The 24,378-nt window shown below is 54.4% G+C and carries 17 protein-coding genes and 1 pseudogene; 4 read left to right on the forward strand and 14 right to left on the reverse strand.

Annotated features, from left to right (window positions below; translation table 11 throughout):
- Positions 1-142 precede the first annotated feature (142 nt).
- Positions 143-2,434 carry a methyl-accepting chemotaxis protein gene (locus FHX10_RS32800; RefSeq protein ID WP_246781284.1) on the reverse strand — a complete coding sequence of 764 codons (2,292 nt, stop codon included), beginning with the start codon at positions 2,432-2,434 and terminating at the stop codon, positions 143-145.
- A 357-nt stretch (positions 2,435-2,791) separates the two neighbouring features.
- Between FHX10_RS32800 and FHX10_RS32805 the strand changes: the two genes are divergently transcribed.
- The gene (locus FHX10_RS32805) at positions 2,792-3,847 is read left to right on the forward strand and encodes an aldo/keto reductase (RefSeq protein ID WP_132575123.1); all 1,056 of its coding nucleotides are present in this window, start codon (positions 2,792-2,794) and stop codon (positions 3,845-3,847) included.
- Between the two features lie 162 nt (positions 3,848-4,009).
- Positions 4,010-4,930 (forward strand): LysR family transcriptional regulator, encoded by a 921-nt coding sequence (locus tag FHX10_RS32810; RefSeq protein WP_165422173.1) that lies wholly within the window; start codon positions 4,010-4,012, stop codon positions 4,928-4,930.
- Between the two features lie 47 nt (positions 4,931-4,977).
- On the opposite strand, the pseudogene istA reads toward FHX10_RS32810, so the two are convergent.
- The 5 genes and pseudogenes from istA to FHX10_RS32835 form a co-directional block, all read right to left on the reverse strand.
- Positions 4,978-5,805, reverse strand: a pseudogene (gene istA, locus FHX10_RS32815) (IS21 family transposase); the annotation flags it as partial.
- A gap of 167 nt (positions 5,806-5,972) precedes the next feature.
- The gene (locus FHX10_RS32820) at positions 5,973-7,472 is read right to left on the reverse strand and encodes an aldehyde dehydrogenase family protein (protein WP_246781285.1); all 1,500 of its coding nucleotides are present in this window, start codon (positions 7,470-7,472) and stop codon (positions 5,973-5,975) included.
- 53 nt (positions 7,473-7,525) lie between these two features.
- Positions 7,526-8,548, reverse strand: a complete 1,023-nt coding sequence (locus tag FHX10_RS32825; RefSeq protein ID WP_132575117.1) for a zinc-binding dehydrogenase — start codon at positions 8,546-8,548, stop codon at positions 7,526-7,528.
- Between the two features lie 651 nt (positions 8,549-9,199).
- Positions 9,200-10,267, reverse strand: a complete 1,068-nt coding sequence (locus FHX10_RS32830) for an ABC transporter ATP-binding protein (RefSeq protein ID WP_132575115.1) — start codon at positions 10,265-10,267, stop codon at positions 9,200-9,202.
- A gap of 107 nt (positions 10,268-10,374) precedes the next feature.
- On the reverse strand, positions 10,375-10,941 hold the full coding sequence (locus tag FHX10_RS32835) for a cupin domain-containing protein (protein WP_205934392.1): 567 nt from the start codon (positions 10,939-10,941) through the stop codon (positions 10,375-10,377).
- Positions 10,942-11,172: 231 nt separating this feature from the next.
- On the opposite strand from FHX10_RS32835, the gene FHX10_RS32840 reads away from it, so the two are divergent.
- Complete coding sequence (locus tag FHX10_RS32840) at positions 11,173-11,997, forward strand: SDR family oxidoreductase (protein ID WP_132575113.1); 825 nt, start codon at positions 11,173-11,175, stop codon at positions 11,995-11,997.
- A gap of 51 nt (positions 11,998-12,048) precedes the next feature.
- Here FHX10_RS32840 and FHX10_RS32845 read toward each other — a convergent pair whose 3' ends face one another.
- The 8 genes from FHX10_RS32845 to FHX10_RS32880 form a co-directional block, all read right to left on the reverse strand.
- Positions 12,049-14,178, reverse strand: coding sequence for a xanthine dehydrogenase family protein molybdopterin-binding subunit (locus FHX10_RS32845; protein ID WP_132575111.1), 2,130 nt, complete (start codon positions 14,176-14,178; stop codon positions 12,049-12,051).
- Positions 14,175-15,230 carry a xanthine dehydrogenase family protein subunit M gene (locus FHX10_RS32850; protein WP_312862937.1) on the reverse strand — a complete coding sequence of 352 codons (1,056 nt, stop codon included), beginning with the start codon at positions 15,228-15,230 and terminating at the stop codon, positions 14,175-14,177. Before FHX10_RS32850 ends, FHX10_RS32845 begins: the two co-directional genes overlap by 4 nt.
- Positions 15,160-15,759, reverse strand: a complete 600-nt coding sequence (locus FHX10_RS32855; protein ID WP_207910839.1) for a (2Fe-2S)-binding protein — start codon at positions 15,757-15,759, stop codon at positions 15,160-15,162. Before FHX10_RS32855 ends, FHX10_RS32850 begins: the two co-directional genes overlap by 71 nt.
- Positions 15,760-15,769: 10 nt before the next feature.
- Positions 15,770-16,540, reverse strand: a complete 771-nt coding sequence (locus tag FHX10_RS32860) for an SDR family oxidoreductase (RefSeq protein WP_132575108.1) — start codon at positions 16,538-16,540, stop codon at positions 15,770-15,772.
- A gap of 38 nt (positions 16,541-16,578) precedes the next feature.
- Positions 16,579-17,460, reverse strand: a complete 882-nt coding sequence (locus tag FHX10_RS32865) for a carbohydrate ABC transporter permease (protein WP_132575106.1) — start codon at positions 17,458-17,460, stop codon at positions 16,579-16,581.
- Positions 17,453-18,514, reverse strand: a complete 1,062-nt coding sequence (locus FHX10_RS32870) for a sugar ABC transporter permease (protein WP_312862938.1) — start codon at positions 18,512-18,514, stop codon at positions 17,453-17,455. The genes FHX10_RS32865 and FHX10_RS32870 overlap by 8 nt, the downstream gene beginning before the upstream one ends.
- A 111-nt stretch (positions 18,515-18,625) precedes the next feature.
- Positions 18,626-20,281: a sugar ABC transporter substrate-binding protein gene (locus FHX10_RS32875; RefSeq protein WP_132575394.1), complete on the reverse strand. Its 1,656-nt coding sequence runs from the start codon at positions 20,279-20,281 to the stop codon at positions 18,626-18,628.
- A 774-nt stretch (positions 20,282-21,055) separates the two neighbouring features.
- Complete coding sequence (locus tag FHX10_RS32880; protein ID WP_132575104.1) at positions 21,056-22,351, reverse strand: flavin monoamine oxidase family protein; 1,296 nt, start codon at positions 22,349-22,351, stop codon at positions 21,056-21,058.
- Between the two features lie 781 nt (positions 22,352-23,132).
- Between FHX10_RS32880 and FHX10_RS32885 the strand changes: the two genes are divergently transcribed.
- Entirely contained in the window at positions 23,133-24,347 is a 1,215-nt protein-coding gene (locus FHX10_RS32885) for an ABC transporter substrate-binding protein (protein WP_165932258.1), read from the forward strand.
- The last annotated feature ends 31 nt before the right edge of the window (positions 24,348-24,378 follow it).

A 24,378-nucleotide genomic window follows, 5' to 3' on the forward strand; every position in this document is an offset into this window, starting at 1 on the left:
AGCAAATTCATTTTCGCTGTCGATTTCTTCGACAGGCACACCGGCACAACTAATTGTGGCCACCTGTGCGAACGGGATAAGCCATTATAGTTGATGAGCAAGAAGGCCCACCAACAGCTTCTCGATTGGCGCGAGCGTGACGTCATCCGTACCGACGCTTGGCTCCCTCTCTACCGAGGCTTTGCGAGATCGTAGGCCCCTCGGTGCGGCGGTGGGACAACCGGAACTGGGACACCAGTTCGTGCAAAGCAGCCACTTCCTGAGCCAGGCCATGGGTGGCCGCCGTAGTCTCTTCAACCATTGCGGCGTTTTGCTGAGTATCTTGATCCATCTGGTTCACAGCGATGTTTATTTGCTGAAGGCCAGAGGACTGCTCCTGAGCAGTTTCTACGATCGCGGCAACATGAAAACTAATTTCCTGTACCTCAGACACGATATTCTCGAGTGCATGCCCCGTTTCGCGCACAAGGTGCACCCCCTGCCCGACTTGCTCATTTGATGTATTGATCAAGATCTTGATTTCTTTGGCTGCATTGGCCGATCTCTGTGCCAGCTCCCGCACCTCCTGTGCAACGACGGCAAACCCTTTACCCGCATCTCCGGCGCGCGCAGCTTCGACCCCAGCATTCAACGCCAAAAGGTTCGTTTGAAACGCAATCTCATCGATCACGCCAATGATATTTGAAATCTCTGAAGAGGATTTCTCAATTCGCTCCATCGCGGTGACAGCGTGGCGCACGATTTCTCCAGAATTCTCAGCGTTATTCTTCGTGCGTAAAACAAGGCGACCGGCGCCCTGTGCGCTTGCCGCTGATGTCTTTACGGTCGCCGTGACTTCTTCGAGCGCGGCTGCGGTTTGTTCAACAGCGGCGGCTTGCTGTTCCGTGCGCCTAGCAAGATTATCAGCTGCGGATCGAATATCCTTCGCCTCCCCATCAATGTTCATGGTGCTTTGCACGACCTGTGAGAGAGCTGCCTCCAGTTTTTCGGCGGTGATATTGAAGTTGTCACGGGCCGAGACTAGGCTCTCTACGAAGGAGTCGCTTATCCGATATGCTAGATTGCCTTCCGACAATTGCAAAAGTCCAACGGCGAGGTTCTCAACGGCGAATTGCAGTTCGGATGCTTCTTTCGCCTTTTGCTCCTCACGATCTACCCGCTGTTTATCGGCCAGCTTACGGCTGGCATCCGCTCCCTCCTGCAACGTTTGGCGTTCGATCGCATTGGAGCGAAAGACTTGGACGGCTTTCACCATATCTCCAATCTCGTCTCTTCTCGTATTCGCATCGAAATCTTCATTCAAAACTCCATTTGCCAAACTTCCCATTGTGGATGAAAGTCTCTGAATGGGCTTCACCACTATCCTGTTAATGAGCCATCCGAGAAGAAGAACAAGAACGAGGACTGCTAGGAAGGCTATGCCTATGGCAACAAGCTGCCGATGGAGTGGTGCATTGATCGTCGCTACCGGTACATCCACGACAGCAACCCAACTGGTGTTGAAATCTGGTATTTTAAATGGGAAGAACATGCGCCGTACTGCCGTCCCGTCTTTCCACATGTAATCCTCCACAAATTGTGGAGAGCCCGTGGCCAAAGCGGCGTCCAGTTGAGCGCGTCCCTGCGCCTCTTCGTACGGTTTCGCTAGGAGACCATTATCAGAATTAACCACCCAATTGCCTGTTTGCGACAGGAGGGAAATTCTGCCGGTTCCCATTGGGGCCATTTGTGCGATGTTGCTGGACAGTTGCGCCAAATTTAAATCGTAGCCCTGCAGTGCTACTTTGCGATCGTTAGCGACAATCACCCGCCCCGACGTGATGATGACCGGATGGCTTGCAATTGGAGAAATCCACGGCTCGGTCAGAATCCATTTCTGCGGCGTCTCAACTGGGATCCGATACCAGTCCGCGCTCTCTACGCGCTCGAATACAGTATAAGTTAAAGAGCCGCTTTCTTCACGGCTTATAGCGATAGAAACCAGGCCTTCTTTGTTAATGGGCGCATGCTCCGTAGTATTGCCCGGGCTTTGAGCAAACTTCGAGCCCGGCAAGGACAGGAACCAGGCATTGTATCGCTCGGGGAAGGTTTCCATCTGTGCTTGCATGGCGTTTCTTATTGAAACTGGATCAAGAATTCCTTGTTCGTATTGCATGCCGAGCAACGCAACCGTAGCGGCGGTAAGGCCTTTATATTCAGCGATAAGCGCTTTGACCTGATTGGACGCTTGCGCAGCCTCCTGCCTCATTATTTCGCCGGACATGCTTTCCAAGTTAGATTTGGAGCTGAGCCATACAAAACTGCCAGCCGGAACCAGGGTCACGGCAAGCAAAAGACTCATCGCAATTACGATCTTTGTTCTGATCGACTTGTAGCCCGGTACCTTCATCTCATCCCTCATAATCGGCCCGCCATTAGATTTTTCATAGAACATGTGCAGTAACAGCCTCATCCGCTAATAGCCGAGTGTGGCTTGCACTAGGCGTGATGAAAATGCTCGTTTGTCTCAACCGCGACTTGACTTAACATTATATCCCATAATAAGAGATTAACTGCAGGACCCGTACGGGCGACTTTTAGCGTTCATGCTTTCCAGACAAGCGAAGAGCGGCCGCGCGCCGAAGGAACCGTCGGAAGCTCAAAGTGAATTTGGGAGGATCCATCTCGGTAAAGGCTGTGTGACAAGTGCCATCAGTGCTCTTGGCATACATCCAATAAAGGGTGTTGATCTAATGAGAGTGTAACTGCGCAGTAACGCGTTATAAATAGGTGGGAAGAAGGGGAGGTTCTTATGGAATACCGATTACTTGGACAAACAGGTCTCAAGGTCTCGACCATTACAATGGGCACGATGACTATCGGCGGGAAGAACTGGGCCAAAATGACGGGCGATCTTGGTGTCAACGAGGCGCGCCGTCTGGTCGATATGTGCTTGGATGCGGGTGTGAACTTAATTGACACCGCCGATATCTACTCCGATGGGACGTGCGAAGAGATCCTGGGTGAAATTATTGGCGGCCCCCGCAAGAACGGCGTGTTGATTGCAACAAAGGCGCGCTTCCAAATGGGAGCAAGTCCGAACGACGCTGGGGCTTCTCGATATCACCTTATTAACGCGTGCGAAGCCAGTCTGAAGCGCCTGAAAACGGATGTTATCGATCTCTACCAGTTGCACGAACGGGACGGATTGACGCCTCTGGAAGAAACGATGGAGGCTCTGGATACACTCGTTCGCCAGGGCAAGGTGCGCTATATCGGCTGCTCCAACTTCTCCGGCTGGCATATCATGAAGGCTCTTGGTATCAGTGAGCGCGATAGGCGAGCCCGATTTGCCAGCCAGCAAATCCACTACACTCTTGAGTCCCGCGATGCGGAATATGAGCTTCTCCCGATTAGTATCGATCAAGGTCTAGGTGTCCTTGTGTGGGCGCCGATTGCCGGAGGCTTGCTTTCAGGTAAGCATCGGCGAGATCAGGAAACGCCGGCGGGCACGCGGCAATTTGCCGGCTGGACAGAACCGCCGATCCGCGACGAAAATCGCCTCTGGAATATCGTCGATGAACTGGTCAACATTGGTGAAAGTCGAGGCGTCTCGGCCGCTCAGGTGGCCCTCGCTTGGACGCTTGGACGACCTGGCGTCACCTCGGTGATCGCGGGCGGGCGAACTGAAGCCCAGTTTGCCGACAACCTCGCGGCGGCTGACTTTAAACTTTCCGTTGAAGAACGCGCCAGACTGGATCTCATCAGTCAGCAACCACTGATCTATCCTTACTGGCACCAGCTAAATGCGCGTGACCGTCTCAGCGAAGCAGACCTGTCTCTGATCCGTCCGCATCTTGGGGAATGACAGACGTGACGCTCCATTCAAATGGAGCGTCACCAACACTGATGTTGTGACCCACTGCGAGGAGCCCGTACGAGGAATATGATTAGTCCCATATTGTGGGATAACAAACAAAATAAGGAAGTGCAGTTTGACAGAGCTCATTGTGTATGGAGGAGAAACACAATGGATCCCAAAAAGCTTCTATATATGAAGTCCGTTGTTGAGCACGGCAGTTTCAGAAAAGCAGCCAAGGAGCTGCAATTATCCCAACCGGCACTCTGTTCTTCAATGGACAGGTTGGAAGCTTCGCTTGGTGTTAAGCTCCTCGAACGAGGTCCGATGGGTGTGATTCCGACGTCCGCCGGTGAGCTGCTTTATTCGCGAGCCTGGTTTATCCAAGACGAGATGGATGTGGCAGAAAAGCAGATCCTCGAAGATCGATGTGGGATCCCACGACGTCTCACTGTTGGTGCAATCGTCAGCCTTGTCGCCAACGTCGTTCCCCGCGCCGTCTGCAAGTGGCGCGCCCAGTATCCTTCAGTTCCACTCAGAATTTTCGAAAACGCGCATCCCGAGCTGTTGGTCGGACTGCAGCGTACGGAACTTGATTTTATCATCGCACAAACGGGCTGTTTCGAAAACGTCGAAGGCATCAAGCAACGCGTCTTGTTCAGGGATCGCCTCGTTGTCCTCTGCAGACCGAGCCATCCTGCCCTAAAAGGGCTTATTGCTTGGCCCGAGTTGATCAAGTATCCGTGGGTGACCCACCTCGTCGGTCGTAACAGCTCGCCGGTGGAACAGGTTACCTTTGATGAAGGTGTGAGCGTTCCAAATCAGCTTAGCGAATGCAATTCCGTGAGCTTTATGATAACGATGATTGAAAATTCCGACAATCTCGGCATGCTTCCTGAACATGCTGTCGCGACGGAACTCCTTGAAGGAAGGCTTGTCGCTCTTCCGATCACATCGCGAATTTTAAGTCGAGATATAGCCGTGTTCTTCCGTGAGAGGTCGTTACTCGATGCGCCTCGTCGCAGCTTCATTGATTGTGTCGCAGAAGCCGGTGCTCGACTTGATAGGGCAGCGAGAGCGGTGAGGCACTAGTGGGCGGCATGCTCGCCTTTTTAAGAGAAGATGATTGTTCGTTGATGCCGACTCGTGTCATGCTTCCTCGCATTGGCGACGATATCCAACCAGTGCCGAAGCTGGGCGTTCAGATCATCGAGATTGCGGAATGATCGGGCCAGGAAGAAGTCCGAATATAACGGAACAGCCGCTCGACCTTGCCTTTTGTCTTGGCCCGATAAGGCTTGCATGCTTTGGGATGGAATCCATGTGACGAGCCAGGTCAAGGAGGCACGGTTATAGACGATGCCCTCGGTCTGACCTTCGCCGATCACGGCGGTCTTCATCCAGTCGTAAAGCACCTCTCGCGGGGCACCACCAATGGCCTCGAAAGCTGCTATGCGGCAACGCAGGACGCTCGGCAGGTTCTGATGCATAACGAAGCGAGCCCAGATGAGGTGGCTGCACCATCGAGAATAGCCAGACAATCCTCGGCGTCATCGGTCTCGTCGGTGAAGACGACGTGCAACTGGGCGAAATCCACCTGGGCCTGCTCTCCAGGCGGCGTCTCCAAACGAACCTCGAAACCCGGGTTTGCCGGAGGACGCACGTCGCGAAGAAAATCCGTCAGTGCCGTGTAGCGCCCGTATAACCTCGCTCCCTGAGTTCTCGGAGCAATCGGCTGCCGGTCAGGCCGGGATAGGTCTTCACCCGATCCCGAAGGATAAGAAGCAAAACGGATCAAGGACCGTCGCCCGCGGCTTCCTGGGACCATAGGCTGGAACATCAAGGCCCCGTTCAATACATTTGCGCACCCTCTTGCGGCCGATGCCTGTTTCTCTGGAAATAGCTGACACTGTCAGGCCCTGCTGATGCAGATCCAGGATCATGATCGTCTCCCTCAGCTTGATCACCAACATCCCCTTCCGATCATCGGAAGGAGTATCGCCGATGACCAGCGGCCGCAGCACCTGGGGAAGATTCAAACGGCACTATTGGGGACTATTGCTCCGGTACTGACAGCGGGCTCTCATCTGGGGCGTGATCGGCTCCTTTTGCTTCTCGGCCATTCGGGCCCAGCTCACGTGTCGATGTAGACCGTTTTTGTATAAAGATAGGTATCAAGATGGGCGCGACCGCCTTTTGCGCCATAGCCGCTCAACTTGGTACCGCCAAAGCCGACGAGCGGGTCGATCAGTCCATAGCAGTTTACCCACATGACTCCAGTGTGAATCTGCCGCACGACATTCAGGGCTGTCGAGATATTGCGGCTCCAGACCGCTCCGCCCAGTCCGTATTCCGAAGCGTTTCCAAGAGCAATCGCCTCTGCTTCCGTATCGAATGGTATCACGGAGAGGACCGGCCCAAAGATTTCTTCTTGCGCAATCCTCATGTTATTTTCGACATTTGCAAAGATCGTTGGGCTTACAAAAAAACCGTCGCCCAGGGGACCCTTCAATCTCAGGCCGCCGTAGATCAATTCTGCGCCTTCATTCGAACCCAGCTTGATGTACGACATGACGCTATCAAGCTGCTTTTTCGAAATAAGCGGTCCAAGCTGGGCATCGGGGTCCAGTCCGTGTCCAATGCGGATCGTCTTTGTAAACTCCGCAAGGCGATCGCAAAACTCTCTCAAGATAGGGCGCTGCACAAAAACGCGGCTACCTGCGTAGCAAACCTGGCCGGTGTTTGCGAAAACCGCCATCGCAGCGCTAGGAACAGCCTTTTCGAGTTCCGCGTCGGCGAACACAATGTCAGGCGATTTTCCTCCTAACTCAAGTTGTAGTTTTTTGATGTTGATCGCAGACGCTTCGATAATTTTGCGCCCAGTTGCTGTTGAGCCAGTGAAAGCTATCCGATCGACCCCTGGATGGCTTGCAAGCGCTGCACCAGCAACACTGCCCTGACCGGTCACGACATTGATGACACCCGCCGGCATCCCTGCCTCATGCAGCAAAGCCACGGTCCGCAATACCGACAGCGACGCATCTTCTGCGGGCTTCAGGACTGCTGTGCATCCACTTGCCAATACAGCTCCGAGAATCCACCATTGGCTGCCCAGGGGTCCGTTCCAGGGAATAATGCCGCCGATGACCCCAACCGGAGCCTTCAAACTCATCGTGTGGACACTTCCTGGCAAACTGTTCAGGAGCGTTTCGCCGGAGACGGAGCCGCATTGCGATGCAAAGAACGCGATAACCTTGAGAACGAAGGTTTTGAATCCCATCGTTCGCGAAATCGGTGCGCCCATGTCCATGGTTTCGACTTGCGCAAGCTCTTCGAAATTCGTTTCGATGATATCGTGAACCCGATGGAGTAACCTTTGGCGTTCATAAGGCGTCCACAGCCGCCAGGGACCTTCAAAAGCCCCGCGTGCCGCTTTGACGGCAGCGTCGATGTCAGCGGCATCTCCTTCAGAAAGCCTTGCAAGAACATTGCCGGACGACGGATCGAAGGTATCGAACGTCTTTCCGGATATCGACGGTACATCTTTGCCGTCGATCAGGTGAAGGAACTGGTCCCGAGCTAGTAAGCTTTCTGTTGCTGCGGAAAGTGGGATGCGAGACGCTGTTGGGGTCATTGATGTCATTCCGAATTGATCGCCAGCACGTAGATAAGGCTTTAGGTTATTGTTCAGGGGATAAAGACGGCTTTTCCGCTGCTTTGCTCGTTGAACAGCCGGTAGGCCTCCTCGGCCTGATCAAGGCGCCAGTGTTTTGTGAAGAGCCGGTCGAGCTCGAGATTGTTCTCGATGACGAAATCGGCGCATGCGCGTTGGCCCTGAAGTGACATTGTCCAAGACGTCACGATATTGAGCTGCCGGCGCAGCACCTGAGACAGCGTCAGTCTGAATTCGGCGCCAAGACCGACCAAGCCGATGGTACCCCAGGCCCGTGCAACCCTTACTGAATCGAGCGCCGCAGAAGCTGCGCCAGACGTTTCTAGAACCTTGCTTGCCCCCTTGCCGCGGGTATACTCCCGTATTACCTCCGCCACGTCGTCGCGGGCGGGGTTGACCGTGAATTCCGCGCCGAAAGCCTTAGCGATGCCAAGCCGTTTGTCATCGACATCAATGGCGATGACCTTGGCGCCTTGCGCGGTTGCAATAAGCGTAGCAGACAGTCCAACAGGCCCCTGCCCAAATACCGCGACTGTATCACGGCCGGTCAAGCCCATTCGCTCGAACGCCCCCCAAGCGGTTCCAGTCCCACAGGAGATGGCGGCACCAGCAATGAAGCTTAGACGCTCGTCCAGAGGCACCAGCGTGTCTGCACGCACCTTCATGTAAGGCGCATGGGCGCCGTGGCCATCGATGCCATACACTGTGACGGGAACTTCTTCACACATCTGAGGCCAACCGGAATCGCACTGCGCGCAGCCGGCGCAGCCGGTGTAATGGTGAACCATAACACGCGCGCCGACCCGCGCATGGGGTGCAATGGTTCCCGGCCCGACTGCAACGACCACGCCGCAGGGTTCGTGACCTCTTATCAATTCTGAAGAGATCGCTGCTGGAGCGGAGCGGTACATATGCAGATCGCTCCCGCACATTCCCGACGCCTTGATCTCAAGGACTACTTCCCCAGGCCCTGGGGTCGGGTCAGGAAATGTTGCCAGGCGGATTCCACAATCACCGGTAAAGACAATGCCTTGCATTGGTTCTCCTCTCGGGCACGTGGCGCAAGCGAGTTTGCGCCGTCAATTTTGCTCGATGACAGAGGTAACGGCATCGCGCAAGCTTGCGTCCAAGGCGGCGATACCCCCAGCTTATCGCCCAACGCGCCTCGCCATTGCGCCCGACAGCGTTCGGTAGCTAACTAGTTTTCATCCGTGGTGTGCTGCAGCAAGTGGAAGTAGGTTCGATGGCGAACTGACAACCTGAGAAGCTGCGTGAACGATGAGGGTATGCAACCACATGCAAGCATTGTGACGGCCGAATTGGGATTGATCTCCCCGTGCCGGCCTGGATCCCGTGGCGATTGAGACTGGCCTCCATCTGATACTCATGCGGCTCGATAAGCCCGTTGCTCGCCAGTCGTATGATCCGCCACTTGCATTCCGTCGCGGCTGCTAAAGCAAGGGCATACACTTTTCTCTCGAAGATCAAGCAGCGCTCCCCCTGCGCACAGTTTTTAAACATAGCAGTGAAGCACACTTCGCTGACAGCCCGGCCCGAGAAGGCTCACTATCTACCCTCCCAAACGTCGTCTCGCGATCCGAATGTGTCTGGTGTTTGATACTTCGCGCAACAAAAGACAGGCGGACGATCGAGGATCATCCGCCGCCATGCTGGTCAGCGTAATCATGTCAGTTAATGCGCGCGCCTGTCTCTGCCTCGAAGAGATGAACTGATGGACGTACTGGATTGATCCGCAGTTTTGCTCCAGATTTCAGCGTCATTCTTTCACGGAAGACCGCCATAATCTTGTCGTTTCCGAGTTTTGCGAATACTTGCGATTCAGCACCGGTAGGCTCGATAACAGAAATCTGGACTTCTACACCTTTACCGTCAAGCGTAAAGTGTTCAGGCCTGATCCCGTAATAGAGATCTCGACCCAAGGCCTGCTCGGGAGCATGGTTAATGGGCAAGGTCACTCCTGACACTGTTCTGAACGATACTGCGTCATCTTTTTTCACCAAAGTTCCGCGAAGTAGATTCATTGAAGGAGAGCCAATGAAGCCGGCAACGAACAGGTTTGTCGGTCGATCATAAAGTTCAAGCGGAGTCCCTATTTGCTCGACCCTCCCATCCCGAAGAACCACGACGCGATCCGCCATCGTCATGGCTTCCACCTGGTCGTGTGTCACATAGACTGTCGTAGTCTTCAGCCTTTGATGCAGCTCTTTTATCTCCGCGCGCATCTGAACGCGCAGCTTGGCGTCGAGGTTTGAAAGCGGTTCATCAAACAGGAACACAGCCGGATCGCGGACGATCGCTCGTCCCATTGCCACCCGCTGTCGCTGTCCTCCCGACAGCTGTCGTGGAAATCGCTCAAGATACGGAACAAGATCCAGAATGTCTGCGGCGCGGCGTACCCTCGTTGCAACCTCGTCCGCGCGAGTCCTGCGCAATTTAAGCGCAAACCCCATGTTCTGAGCAACGGTCTTGTGGGGATAAAGCGCATAGCTTTGAAAAACCATGGCGATGTCGCGGTCGCGCGGCGGCAAATCGTTCACAACGCGATCGCCGATTTTTATCTGACCTGATGTTGTCGTCTCCAGACCCGCGATCATCCGCAGCAATGTCGACTTTCCACATCCAGAGGGACCCACGAGCGCCACAAACTCGCCGTTCTCAATGTTGATCGAAACACCGTGCATAATCTCCAGTGATCCGTAAGCCTTACGCAAATCGACAATTTCAACAGAAGCCATCCAGTGTTTCCTCATTTGATCTGTGCTTGCGCTTCCGCGCGCGGGGCATACCGATTCTTGCTCCGCCGATCACTCCGCGCCACGTTCACACTACGCCATCGATCACTTCAGGCGATGGAAGGCCGAATAGCGGTCACATGAACCGCGGAGATCGTGCAATCGGCATCGCTCCGGTTTTTCCAAGCGTGCTTCGTGCCGCGCTGAATCAGTGTGTCGCCGGGCTTCAACAACGTTTCGCCAGTCTCCAGCACTGCCCATATTTCACCGGAAATCACCGTGACGATGTCGACGGAATCAGTGGTGTGCATCCCGGGAGCATCGCCCGGTTGAAGCGCGTCACCTGCTCCCCAGTCCATCAATGATTTCGTATATTGTCCCTCGTAGTCCCACGAGCTATCAGGTGGGAAGGTTGTGATCACATAAGTGTAACCGGCTGCGGGCGATACGAACCCTGCGCCTTCGCGCAGCGTATTTTCTGCCAATGCCGGGGTTGGCAGGGTGCCGGCTTGCCAGACCTGGTTAACCGTATAGGCCTCACCAACAAATCTGGTAGGAACGTCGCCGTCGCTTACAATGGTGGAGCGTCCTTCGCTGTCCACCCCCGTGACAACCCTGCGGGCTGAGGCATTCCGGTGGTCGGTTTTCAACGCATTCGGCACTTTGCCAGTTCCCATTTCAGCCTCCATATTAAATCTCGAATCACGGGATTGCCATAGGTCGTGCATGGCGAAATCCAAAGCACCTATATCATGCGCGATTTGCTGTGGGCTGATGATTCGAATTTACTCAGGTGGGGTGACAACATGAGCTTCGCACTACCGTGGCAGAAGAAATCCCTTATATTGACATGTCTGTAGTATGCCATGATCTAACCCACCTTCGAGGTTGCATCCAAGGAGGAACGGATGAGTACGAACCACGATTTCATTGGGAAAGTTGCGTTTGTCACGGGGGCGGCTGGTGGTATCGGACGCGCGACGGCTATCGCATTTGCGCAGGCCGGCGCGTATGTCGCTTTGGTCGACATCGATCAAGCTGGCTGTGAAAAGTCCGCGAAAGCCGTTCAGGATGCGGGTGGAAGAGCGCTGCCCTTGCGCTGTGATCTCACAGTTGAAAGCGAGGTCGAGAATGCCCTAGCTCAGACGGTGAACACCTTTGGTGGTCTCGATTTCGCCTTCAACAACGCAGGGAAATATCAAAACGTTGCAGCGGCTGCCGATATCAGCGATCAGGAATGGCGTCGGATTATTGATATCAATGTCACAGGCACATTTCTTTGCATGCGTAGTCAGATTCCACTCATGCAAAAGCGAGGCGGAGGTGCGATTGTAAACACATCTTCAGGTGCAGGAATTATGGGCATCAAAGGTGCCGCGGCCTATTCTGCAGCGAAACATGCAGTGATTGGTTTGACCCGTTCTGCGGCGCTAGACTATGCCGAGACTGGCGTCCGAATCAACGCCGTTTGTCCCGGGATCGTACACACAAGCATGGCCGTTGAAGTCTCCGGTGGCACTGCAGAGGGCCTGGCGCGGATGGCAGCGGAGGAACCGATCGGCCGCTTGGGTCGGCCGGAAGAGATTGCGTCGGCTGTTCTCTGGCTGTGTTCAAGCACAGCCGGATTTACCATCGGTCACGCCCTGGTGGTGGATGGGGGGCACACGATCGGGGCGATCACCTCGCAAGGGGATAAGTTGGCGAGGGCAATATCAGCCGCGGTTATCAAGTAGATCATTGCGCAAACTTCATAAAGCGATGTGAAGTCTGCCAGGGCGTCTCCGTTAAAGCAACTTGTCCGGCGTGATTGGCAGACTGCGTACTCGTCTCCCTGTTGCATGGAAGACAGCATTTGAAATGGCGGGAGCAATGCCGGCCATTGCCAATTCGCCAATACCCTTAACACCCATAGGCACATAGGGGTCTTTTTCATCCACGAAAATCACGTCTATCAACGGGGGCGCATCGGCGTGAACCGGAACTGCATATTCCGCCAAATTCGCGTTTACCACCCGCCCAGACCTCGGATCGACGATCGCGTGCTCCATTAGTGCCATTCCAATACCGCCGATCATACCTCCAACACATTGGCTGCGGGCAATCTTCGGATTGACGATGCGTCCAGCTCCATAAGCCCCTACCATCCGGCGCACACGCGTTTCGCCGAGCTCCGGATCGACGGTAACCTCGGCGAACACTGCTGAGAACGCGTTCATGGAGAATTTTTGTTCTCCGCCTTCAGGAGAAAAATCTGCCAACTTCTCTATAGGCCCCTTCAAATGTCGCAAAGCCTCTTTGAGGTTGGACGCACCTGTCTGCAATAGCGCCTCTGCGCGCGCCATATCGCATGCCGCCTGAATGGCACTCCCGACGCTGCTCATCGTCATCGATCCGGCATGGATCGCCGCCCTCGGCAGGTTTGTATCACCAAGTTTGAAAGTAATCTGATCGAGAGAGAGTCCGAGTGTTTCTGCTGCAACTTGAGTCATTGACGTATATGTGCCCGGACCCATGTCACTGGCTGCGCTCACGACTTCCGCCGTGCCATTCGGAAAGATGCGTACCCTCGCTGAAGCCGTCGCGACGTAGACCGGATATACGCCGGTAGCCATACCCCAGCCGACCAACAATCGGCCGTCGCGCATTGACCGTGGTTCCGGATTACGCTTACTCCAACCAAAGCGCTCCGTCGCCAGCAGATAACATTCTCGCGTCGAGCGGCTCGAGAACGGCAGGTTCGTGGATTCGTCAATGGCCGGCTCGTTTCGCAAACGGAGTTCAACAGGATCGATCTTGAGGTTTGCAGCCAACTCGTCAAGGGCGGATTCCAGCGCAAACAATCCGCTCGCTTCACCCGGACCTCGCATATATGTGGGCGTGTGAATGTTCATCGGAGCAAGGTGATAGCGAGTATAGACGTTTGGACAAGAGTGCAGAAACCGTGTCGCGAATAAAAGGGATTCCATGTACTCCTCATAGGTCGAAGTTTCATGGCTTACCTCGTGGCTTATGGACTGCAGCCGCCCTTCAAGCGATGCGCCGATCGCCACTCGCTGCGTCGATCTTGGACGGTAGCCAGTTCCATAGTACATATCGCGCCGGGTCAGAACGAGCTTAACCGGCCGCCCAACAATTCTGGCCCCCAGCGCGGCAAGGGTTACATGCGCCCAGACCCTTGCCGCTGAGCCGAAAGCCCCACCCACAAAAGGTGATATGACGTGGATGTGTCGCGCGGGCATTCCGAAAATGGCTGCAATTTCGTCAGCTACGTTGTGAACCCACTGCGTTTTATCCCACAAGGTCAGCTGGTCGCCATCCCAGGACGCGATAGTCGCATGCGTTTCGATCGGATTATGATATTCTCTCGGAATTGAATAGTTGCCGTCAAAACTAACCTCTGCTGTGGCGAAAACCTCAGCCGGATTACCGCGTTGCGACTCTTCCCGTCTGAGCCCGGTGACAGCGGCTTTTTCATCAGTCGGATCAACGGGCATTACGCTGAGATAATCCGTGGTACCTGCATCGGGCGCGTAGCTAACACGCACGAGGCTTACCGCATGGGCCGCTTCCTCAAGGGTCTCAGCGATAATCAGCGCGACTGGCTGACCCTGATGACTGATGTGGTCGTCTTGAAGGACATGCAGGCGTTCGCCCACGACGGCGTCGGGTAGGCTCTTGTGCGGGTGATAGGGCAGCCTCGGGCAGTTCTGATGCGTCAGGACCGCGATCACTCCAGGCGCACGATCTGCCTCGTCTACGGCAATTGCCGTAATCCGACCGCTGGCTATTGTGCTTCGCACCACCACCGCATGGGCAAGGCCCGGACAATTGAATTCAGCGGAAAAAGCGGCACCCCCAGTAACCTTGAGACGACCGTCAACCCTGCTTACGGGCTTGCCGATGAAATTGATCATCGAAAACCTCCTGCCGTCTCAAGCGCACGTCGCACGGCTCTTTTCATCAGTTCAATCTTGTATTCGTTGTGACCCTGGCCGCGCGCGCCCTGCGTCGCCGCTTCTGCAGCAGCATCTAACGCGTTGATGTCAAGGTGCGCAGCTTTGAGTTTGGCTTCTACCTGGGGAAGGCGCCAAGGACGTGTAGCGACCCCGCCAACTGCAATGCGGGCATCACGTATCTGGCGTCCCTTTATGTCCAGCGCAACCGCTGCCGACACGACGGCGAACTCAAACGAAGCCCTGTCGCGGACCTTGATGTAGGAACATTGAACTCCTGCTGCGTACCGCGGGACGGTAATTGCAGTGATGATTTCGCCTGGCTTGAGGTCTGCCTCGATATGCGGCGTATCTCCGGGAAGCTGATACATCTCACCTAGGTTTACATGCCGCTGCCCTTTTGGCCCCAAAAGTGAGACGGATGCATCGAGTGCGACAAGGGCTACCGCTAGGTCCGAAGCATGGACTGCCATACAGCTTTCGCTGGCACCTAAAATGGCATGCCACCGATTTTCGCCTCCGATTGCAGCGCATCCGGAGCCGGGATTACGCTTGTTGCACGCTTCGTACCCCACGTCGCGAAAATAGGGACAACGGGTCCGCTGCAAGAGATTGCCTGCGATCGTTGCTTGATTGCGCACCTGTGGGCTCGCGGAGTTCAAGATCGCCTCGGCAATCAGGGAATAATGCAAAAGGACGTCGGGATGGGCAGCGACCTTTGCCATTGTCGCTGCAGCGCCCAATCGCAACTCATGCGCTTCCATGTGGATACCCTCATCAAGTAGTCCACACAGGCTGACTAGTCTTCGGGGTTGGAGAACATTCTCCTGTAGAAGCTGCACCATGTCGGTGCCCCCAGCGATAAACGCGCTGAGCACGTCTGTTCGGCCCGAATGCGCATTCAACGATATGGCTTCATTGAGGTCAGTCGGACGATGTAGATCAAAAGGCCCCATCGTCACCCGCTTCTTTCTTGCCGGCCGCATCCTGAATAGCGGCAACGATATTGTCATACGCACCGCATCGGCAGAGGTTTCCGCTCATCCACACGCGAATTTCTTCTGCGGAACCGGCGTGTCCTTCGGCGATGCAAGCGATACCGGACATGATCTGCCCAGAGGTGCAGTAACCACACTGAAATGCGTCTCGCTCGATGAACGCTGACTGAAGCGGATGAAGTCGATCTCCGTCAGCCAGTCCTTCGATGGTAATGATGTCGCGGCGTTCAACAAGGGCAGCAAGCAACAAGCATGATTTGAATCGATTTCCATCCATCAAGATCGTGCAGGCCCCACACTGACCAAGGCCGCAGCCCTTCTTGGATCCGGTCAAATTCAGCTTTTCACGCAGTACGTCCAACAAAGTGGCTCGCGGGTCGATTGAAAGTCGATGGTCGCCGCGATTAATACGAAGAACAACCTCCAACAACGAGACCAACGCTACCCCGCTGCGACCTTTAGATGGGGGCAGGCAAGAGGGTTGTACGGAGGGCCCCAACACCGCGTTCTGCCCCGCAGAACCTGTCTTGCTTTGATCGCACATCATTTCGCCTTTATGCCACCGAATAACCGCCATCAACCACCAGCTCTTGGCCTGTGATGCCGCTTGCCGCATCTGACGCAAGAAATGAAACCGCATCTGCGATCTCGCGTGGAGCGATCAGCCGGTGCTGGGGGATGTCCTCGAGCCATTGCTTTAACACGTCTGGGCGGGCTCGGCCGACCGCGCCAAGCAAGGTTGTGTCGCAATAGCCAGGCGCAACGGCATTCACGCGGATATCGTGATCGGCCCATTCAACCGCGATGTTGCGGCATAGCAGAGCGACAGCGGCCTTTGTAGCGTCATATCCAACGTGAAGTTCCGGCCGTACGCGAACACGGCTGCAGATAGAAGAAATTGCTATGATGGAGCCACCGCCGGACTTGGCCATTTGCCGTCCCGCTGCTCTCATGCAATAAAACGCGCCGTCGAGGTTTACTGCCATAACGCGCCGCCAGTTTTCATCAGTGTGATCGAGGGTTGGTTCTTCATAGGTAACCCCGGCAGCTGCAACAAGAATATCCAACTTACCGTGCCCGTTGACCACATGCGCCACAGCCTCATCCACGGACCCGCTTTTGGTGACGTCCATGCTCACCCAGTCCACGCTACTATTTCGGGACATTTGGCTGGCGATATCCCCCAGGGATTCGACATTATCACCCAGTACGACTTTGGCGCCAGCTTCGATTAACCCGTTAGCTATAGCCGCACCGATACCGCCTGCGCCCCCTGTGATCAGGGCGACTTTTCCCGCAAGATTCATTCTATTTGATAAAGACATCTCGCCTCCCGTTTCTCGACCTACGATGACCACGTGCTTTACTTTACGGCGCCAGCCGTCAGCCCCTTGACGATATATTTTTCGAGGAAAATGCCGACCAGAATAAGAGGCAAAATCGCTGCGAACGCCAAAGCTGCCATTGTCCACCAGGAGACGCCCTGAGAACTTGTTTGGCTTGCGACCATGACCGGCAGTGTGGTTGCGTTGGTGCTCGTCAGCAGTGCTGCGAAGAAATACTCGTTCCAGCACAGAACGATCGACAAAATGAAGGCGGCGACCATGCCAGGCAGCGCGAGGGGCACGACAATGCGGAAAAAGGCGCCCCAAACCGTACAGCCATCGACCAACGCCGCTTGTTCTAGTTCGTTCGGTATTGACCCGAACTGGTCTTGCATAATCCATATAACAATGGGAAGCACCGAAAGTGTATAAATGACAATCAGCCCAAATCGGGTATCAAGCATGTCAAGTCCCTGATAGAGCACGAGGACGGGCAAAGCCAGGACGACAGGCGGTAGGATCATCTGGGACAGAAAGAAAAACGATATGTCGCTGTTCCCCATCACCCCGAACTTGTAGCGAAAGCGAGAAAGGCCGTAGGCGGCGGGTGCACCAAGCACAATGGCCAAAGACGCCGCGCTGAGCGATATGATGACGCTATTTTCGAACCGAAGCAGAAACTCGTCTCGCACCGTGGACGTTACTCCGATTCTGTCCGGCGATAGGCCAATTGACCTCCAGCCGATCCAATCCGGAATAAAGTCAATCCACGGGACGAGATGGCCTTGCAGAATATCCGGAGCTCTCTTGAAAGCCGTTGTAAACGTCCAATAAATTGGAAAGAGGCAGACGAAAGCCCAAAGGCACAATGCGCTGTAGGTGAGTGTTTTGCTTATCAGATGGCTCGCACGACTATTCATTTGTTCCCTCGTTCCAGCGCGTAAAACGTTTCAGCACGGATAAAAATATGAGGAGAAAACCGATGATCAGCACGAGGTACACCATCGCTAGCATCGTGCCATAGCCAACGTTCGAACGATCCCGATACTCTCGGAAAATAAAGCTTGAGACGGTGTCGGTTGCACCACCTGGCCCACCATATGTCGTGTTAATGACCATATCGGCGAGCTTCAGCTGAAAGATGACCCGAACGATGATTGCTGTTATCGAAACAGGTAGCATCAGGGGAAACGTGATGTGCCAGAACGCTGCCCACGGCGTGGCGCCGTCGACCCTTGCGGCCTCCTGCACCTCCTTTGAAATCGCTTGCAGTCCCGCTAACAGCAGGATTACCGTGAACGGGATCCAAACCCAGGCGTCTAGCACCGCGATGCTGATCCTAGCAATCATTGGCGAGGTAAAGAAGCTTGGATTGTCCCATCCGATCGCTCGCGCGAGGTGCGTCAATGGGCCCGATCGGAAGTCCATGATTGACTTTCCAATCATCCAACTTACCGCAACTGGACTCAACATAAAGGGAAGTAGAAAGGCTACGCGAAAAAATTTTCGGGCTCGGATCTCGAGATTTAAAAGAAGCGCGAGTCCAAAGGCCAAGCAATATTGTACGAGAACGGCGGCAACGTAGAACACCATGTTGCAAAGAGCATTCCAAAAATACGCATCACCGAGCATCTCCTTGAAGTTCGCAAGACCGTTGAACCGCGGCCCGGCTGCTCCCGAGAGATTCCAGTCTGTAAACGCGACAAAGAGCCCGAACACGGTCGGGAAGACCACAACAGCAACGGTAAAAAGAACCGCTGGCAGTATAAACAACGCACGTTGACCCGCTTCCCCTCGAACCAAAACCTGCACGATTCCTAAGGCAATTGCCCATAAAACATATGCGTAGAGGGCCGGTCGCCATGTCTCAAAACCAATTGAGATCGTGCCGGTCTTGTAAAGAACCTGCACTGTGAGCACTGCCACCAACAGTCCTGACGCCGCAGCGACTATAAAATGCCCCAAAAGGCGGATGTCTTGCTTGCTTTCGGGGGTAAAGGAAGTCTTCTGACCAGTATTTTCTATGGCTATCACGCTCAAATCCGCCGTTGGGGCGTCGGCCACGGTGGCCGGCGCCGATCAAATTTATTGTACCCCTAGTGATGCCTTGTAGAGCGCTATTTGCTTATCCCGGCCCAATTGATCCGTGATCTTTTCCCAGGCGGAAGCAATCGCGTCTGCCCCCTCTTGCGGTTTGACTTGGCCGGAATAAATCTTCGACAGCTCGTCTTCCGCGATGCTGTAATATTGATAAATACCCGGAAGACGTGGCTCAATCGCTGCGTTCGGGTGATTATAAGAATCCGCCTGCGATCGAAGATATGAAGTAACGAAAGTCTCGTCGTAACCTGCCCCAACCCATTCCGAGACGTTGAATTGACTGTTACGATAAGGTTGCAGACCCGACGGATAGGCCGCGGTCCAGAGGGACAGATCCTTTCCACCAAGGTGGGCCACAGCCGACCAGGCCGCTCTATGCTTCAAAGAGTCACCGTCAACTCTCGCCATGACATACAATCCGTAGCCAATGAATGCCATATTCGGGGCACGGTTGGGGCCGGAGGAAAGCGTCTCCCAGAGACCTGTCGTTGAGTTGTAAACGTCAGATGAACCCGGTAAAATTGAAAATCCTGTCAAATCTCCAATCACTGAATTGTCGTTGGTTTTAACATTGGAGCCAATGTCACCCCACCAGGCGAGCATGGACCCCGTGCCGCCCAAAAACTGAGTGAAGCCGGTGCCGAGCGGATCCATACCAAGCTGATCGGCGGGCTCGAACGGCAGCGCATCCACGACGTCCTGTATTGCGCGAACCCATGCAGCGTTATTGATTCTAGGCTTCATCGTATCGACGTCGAATATCCACGCCTTGTCGCTTGGATGCTTGGCGTAGGCAGACGCGCGCGATGCAAGATAGTAGAAGCCGAAACCCCCCCATGGCTTGCAAGCATCCAGGTAGCCAAAGGCGTCCATCCCTCCAACCTGCTTGCCCTTAAGGAACTTAGTTGCAGCTTGGACTTGTTGCCAAGTCTGCGGAAGCCCCCAGTGGACTAGCCCTGCTTTTTCGCTGACCTCTTTGTCCCAGCTCTGGGCAAGGTCTGCATCGGAAAACACGTCGGTTCGATAGTTGAAGTTATGGCAATCGCCGTCAACGGAAACGCGATAAGTCTTGCCGTCCCAGGTTCCAACCGGGGCTTTCAAATAGTTGACATAATCATCCATGTCGACTTGCTTTTTGACCCAATCAGGAACCTCCGACATGAGACCCCTGCTACACGTGTCGCCCTCGAAGGCGGCGCCCATCTCAATGATGTCAAAGTCGATAGCATTCAAAGCGATTGACTGTTGCAAACGCGCGTTGAAGTCTGGGACACTAAGGTCGATCCAGGTAATTTTGGCGCCCGTGTAAGCCTCCCAAGGTTTTAGGAGCCCTCGCGACAGCACGTTGTGAACGTTGCTGGCATTTGTACCAAGAAACGTCAGCTCCACTCCTTTAAACTCACCCTGCTTAACGCTCTGTTTAGTTGCCCCCAGACACAACTCGCCAACCTTCTGCCATTCCGCATCGCCAGGCTGTCCGCTGCCAACGCCAGGGATTTTTAGGATCTCCGCGCGAAGATTGTTCTGCGCGAGCGCAGGTGTATACTTTGCTGTCGCCCCCAGCAAAGTCGCCGCTGCGGCACTCTTAAGCAGTGCGCGTCGGTTAATATGCAAAAAATGTTCGTGTAATGCGACTTTCATGACTTCTCCTCCCTTGAAGTTGTACGCGACGATTGCGATGACGGTCGTCATCGAGCTCATGAACGAATGACGGGCCCATCGTTTTCCCTCGGGTTTTCGCCCCTCCCCGGTTGCGAATTCCTCTCAAAGGGTCCGTCTTAGCGAGTCTTTCTTCACGTCGGACAAATCCAGGCGATCAGGGAGGTTCCCTGCGCGTCATTTACGCGTTCTGTCGATAGATCCGACGTGTCAGTTATATGTGCGTGCAAGCCTTCGAACCTGCAGTCGCCAGAAAAGGTACTTTGCTTGGCCGCCGCTGATGACGGTATCTTCACCCGCGTCGCCGTGTCAATGAAGATCCCAAAGTATGAGATTTGCTGATGCTATCACCTTCGGCCGATGACGCTTTAGTGCACAGATTCCTGGCCAACCCGCGCATTCTAACCACAAAAAGCCGCAATTCTCGCCAACCGGCCGCTTTATGCCAAAGTGACATCAGGGTCAACTCTGGCAACACGTAAATCCCGCATATTGCGAGTTATGACCAACAGGTCGCTCGGTTGCTCGCTCGACGACCGCATCTTAGCGCAGTTATGTTGCGGGCCGTCACCCGCGAAGCCGCTGAATGGGTTTATGCGCTCTGGACTATAAAAGGCGGCAGCATTTTAGCGTTGGCGCCGATTCACATGAAAAATTGAGGGAAAGACCAGTTTATCTTCATGAACGAGGCTACTTGGGAAATACCTCAGCAACGCCTTTTACGCCAATCGTATCAGCGCCGTTGTTTGCTCGCCGTCATGAAACGGCTTCATGAATTTTTGCTGTCGGCGTCATTAGGGGTTGGAACACAACCCTTGACAGGTTGAGCGCGGCAAGGGCTTCATCGGCGGCGCGCAAGCCACTTTCATAAGCACCGTGTGCGGTGGAGAAATCGTAGCTGTGTGTGGCCTCCCCCGCGAAAAAGATGCGTTGATCCCAAGATCTGGCCAAACTGCGACGCGCTGTTGCTTGGCCCGGAAGTGCACAGCTATAGGCGCCTCCGATCCGGTCGGTGGAGCACCAGCTGGATCCGACCAGCGGCGATAGTTTGGACCGGATATCCGATCCGAGCAGATGCGCAAGTTGATCGATCGCCAATCGATAGCCGGCCTCAAGACCATGCCGTGCAACGATAAGCGCGCTGTCCCCACCAAGATAACACTCGACGATTGGCCGCCCGAAAGGGCGAATATAGAAATCGCACGTCGCGCTATCATAGGGATTTCCGATCAAATGCGTTTCCGGCAAAAAGGCATCCGGATCATGGATATTGAGGAACAGCTTTTCATCGTTACCCAAAGGCAAACGCCCCGCAGCATGCCGCCAAGGGTCCAAAACCCCTGGCAACTTGATGGCGTCGCCCGCAAGGACATTTGTCGAGACCGTCATGATGGCGGCGCGCGCAGAGATGCTCCCTCTTGATGTTTCAATCTTCAGCCGGCGGCCGTTATCGATGAGGCTATGTATGGGCGTATCAAGCCAAACCGGAATTTGCGATGGTATACTCGCCGTAATCATCGTGCCGTATCCGTCTGGCACACGCCAATTTCGATAGGTGCATGCCGCGTCGTAAGCCAGGTAGTCGCTCGCCGACATCAAATCGGGAGCAACACCATTCGAAAACCCACAGATCGCCTGCACATAAGGATTCCATTTGTTCTCCGGTGTGAGTGCATCCCCGGCACAATCGCTGTCTTCGACAACAGCCGGTAGGCGCTTTTCCCAGTCCTGTAGCGCTTGCCTTGCCGCCCGCTGCTCTTCTGGTGGAAAACCGAGATCACCGAATTGCTTACCCCAAGCTGCTTCTCTGCGATCGACAGCAAAGCCGTTTTCTTCAGCTATGCGTGACCAGGGATTGCGGTCGGCCGAATGCAGCCAGCCACAACCAAGATCGAGACGGTATCCTCCAGCAACTGTCGTCCATGCCCTCCCCCCTGGACGCGGCAGCGCCTCAACGATAACGGCAGAACATCTACCTTTCGCCAGCTGTCGCGACGCTGCAATCCCCGCGGCACCGGCGCCGACAATGACGACATCAATTTCGCTACCCATGGGGCCTCCCAACCTTTCCTGCGTCTACATCCGAAGCGAATTCCTTTCGTCTTTGCTGAAGCGAATTTGCTTGCGAAATGCGCTGAATATCAGATGCACGCGGCTCCTGAGTACCTTCACCAGGTTACGAGGCGTAACGTCAGCTTCGACTGCTCCATTCTTCAATTAGCGGAGAAATCCGACGTTGATTAGCTATCCATGAATTATTGCAGTTATTAGTCGGGCTCATGAATGACTAAGGCACCTTGACCAAGAGTTTCCAGGCGGGACAGACATTCTGTCGTGCCAATCCCTCGCAGACATCAAAAATCAGCGCGCTTGTAAGAGAAGCAAAAAGTCGCGCCACCGCTAAATACATCCGGTTGGTTATGTGTGTTGCGACTTCTATCTCTCCGTAGACGAACGGTTGATCAATTGAATACCACCGCCTCGCCGAATGTGAACACGAACCAATGTTGGCGATCATCAGTCCTATTAGATGGGATTGTATGAAAGGTGATCCGCCGCCCGCATTTCTCTGCTTGCTTTCGCAAGGATCAATCACCAACAGACTGCAAAGCGGCTCAGGAAATGCAGAGACCGGTTGGCTTGGATGGCAACGCTGAAACTCGGTGAGGCAATGATCCATTGGAGCAAAACTGCTCATCCACCAGATAATCGGATATTTAAAAAATATTGACGATTATGAAATCTCGAATTATGGGTATTTATTAAAGTGCGGACGGCAAGGGAATTCGGAGAGCCGTTGGGCATTTGGGAGACGCATCATAAGGAGGATATGATGAACTTGAAGCGGCGTGACTTGCTGAAAATTGTAGCTGCGGGGGGAATTGCATCCGCCGGTACGCGTGTCTTCGCGCAATCGGAAGGCCCGCTGCGGATAGGAGTCCTCTGCGACTTTTCTTCCGTTGCGTCCACGTCCGGCGGAAAGGGCTCGGTAGCTGCGGTAGAACTTGCTGTCGAAGATTTTGGCGGCCAAGCCCTCGGTCGTCAAATCGAAATCGTTTCAGCCGACCATCAGGGTAAGGCGGAGATCGCAACAGGTATCGCGCGTGAATGGATGGACACGAAAGGCGTCGAGGCGTTTTTCGATCTTCAGATCTCATCATGCGCCCTGGCGGTGATGGCGCTCGCTGCAAATAAAAACAAAATTGCCGTTGTCTCGAACGCACACTCCTCTCAAATTACGGGAAAATCCTGTAATCCGACATCTTTCCATTGGACCTACGATACATATGGGCTGTCGACCGTTCAGCCCGAAGTATTCGTGAAAATGGGTAAGAAACGGTGGTTCCTCCTTAATCCCGACTACGCGTTCGGGATCTCACTGGAAAACGACTTCAAGAAATCGCTTGAAGGGCGAGGCGCGACCGTTACCGGCTCGCTTCGAGTCCCTCTTGGGTCACCGGATTTTAGTACAGCCGTTCTGGCCGCTGCAAATTCTGGTGCCGATGTCGTGCAAGTTGGCCTGTTCGGAACCGACTTGCTGAATTTCATCAAAACCGCACGCCAATTTGGCCTTGACTCGGTTGTCACTTTGGCCACGACGAGCATGAGCATTGTGGATGTGCAGGTACTCGGTCTAGAGAGCATGCATGGCCTGTACGCCAACGAGGTTTTCTACTGGGATCAGAACGACAAGACGCGGGATTGGTCGAAGCGCTACATGAAGAAGATGGGCAGTCCACCCAATGGTGAGCGGGCCTGTGGCTATAGCGCCGTCATGCATTATTTAAAGGCCGTTGCTCAGGCGGGTGTCGTTGACGCCACACAGGTTGCCAAAGCGATGAGGAGCATTCCCGTCAACGATATGATGAGTAATAATCTTACCGTGCGCGAAGACGGAATGTGCGTCCGTGACTTTCACCTTTTTAAGGTGAAGGCGCCGGAGGCGTCCAAATACGATTTCGATATGTACGATTATGTGTCGACCGTTGCCGGTCCAAGTACGGTTCGTTCTCCGAGCGAAAGCGAGTGCGCGTTGATAAAAAGCTAACGCTGCTCATCTGAACTCGGAGAAATTTGTC

The sequence above is a fragment of the Rhizobium sp. BK591 genome (assembly GCF_014195045.1).
Taxonomy (GTDB): Bacteria; Pseudomonadota; Alphaproteobacteria; order Rhizobiales; family Rhizobiaceae; genus Rhizobium; species Rhizobium anhuiense.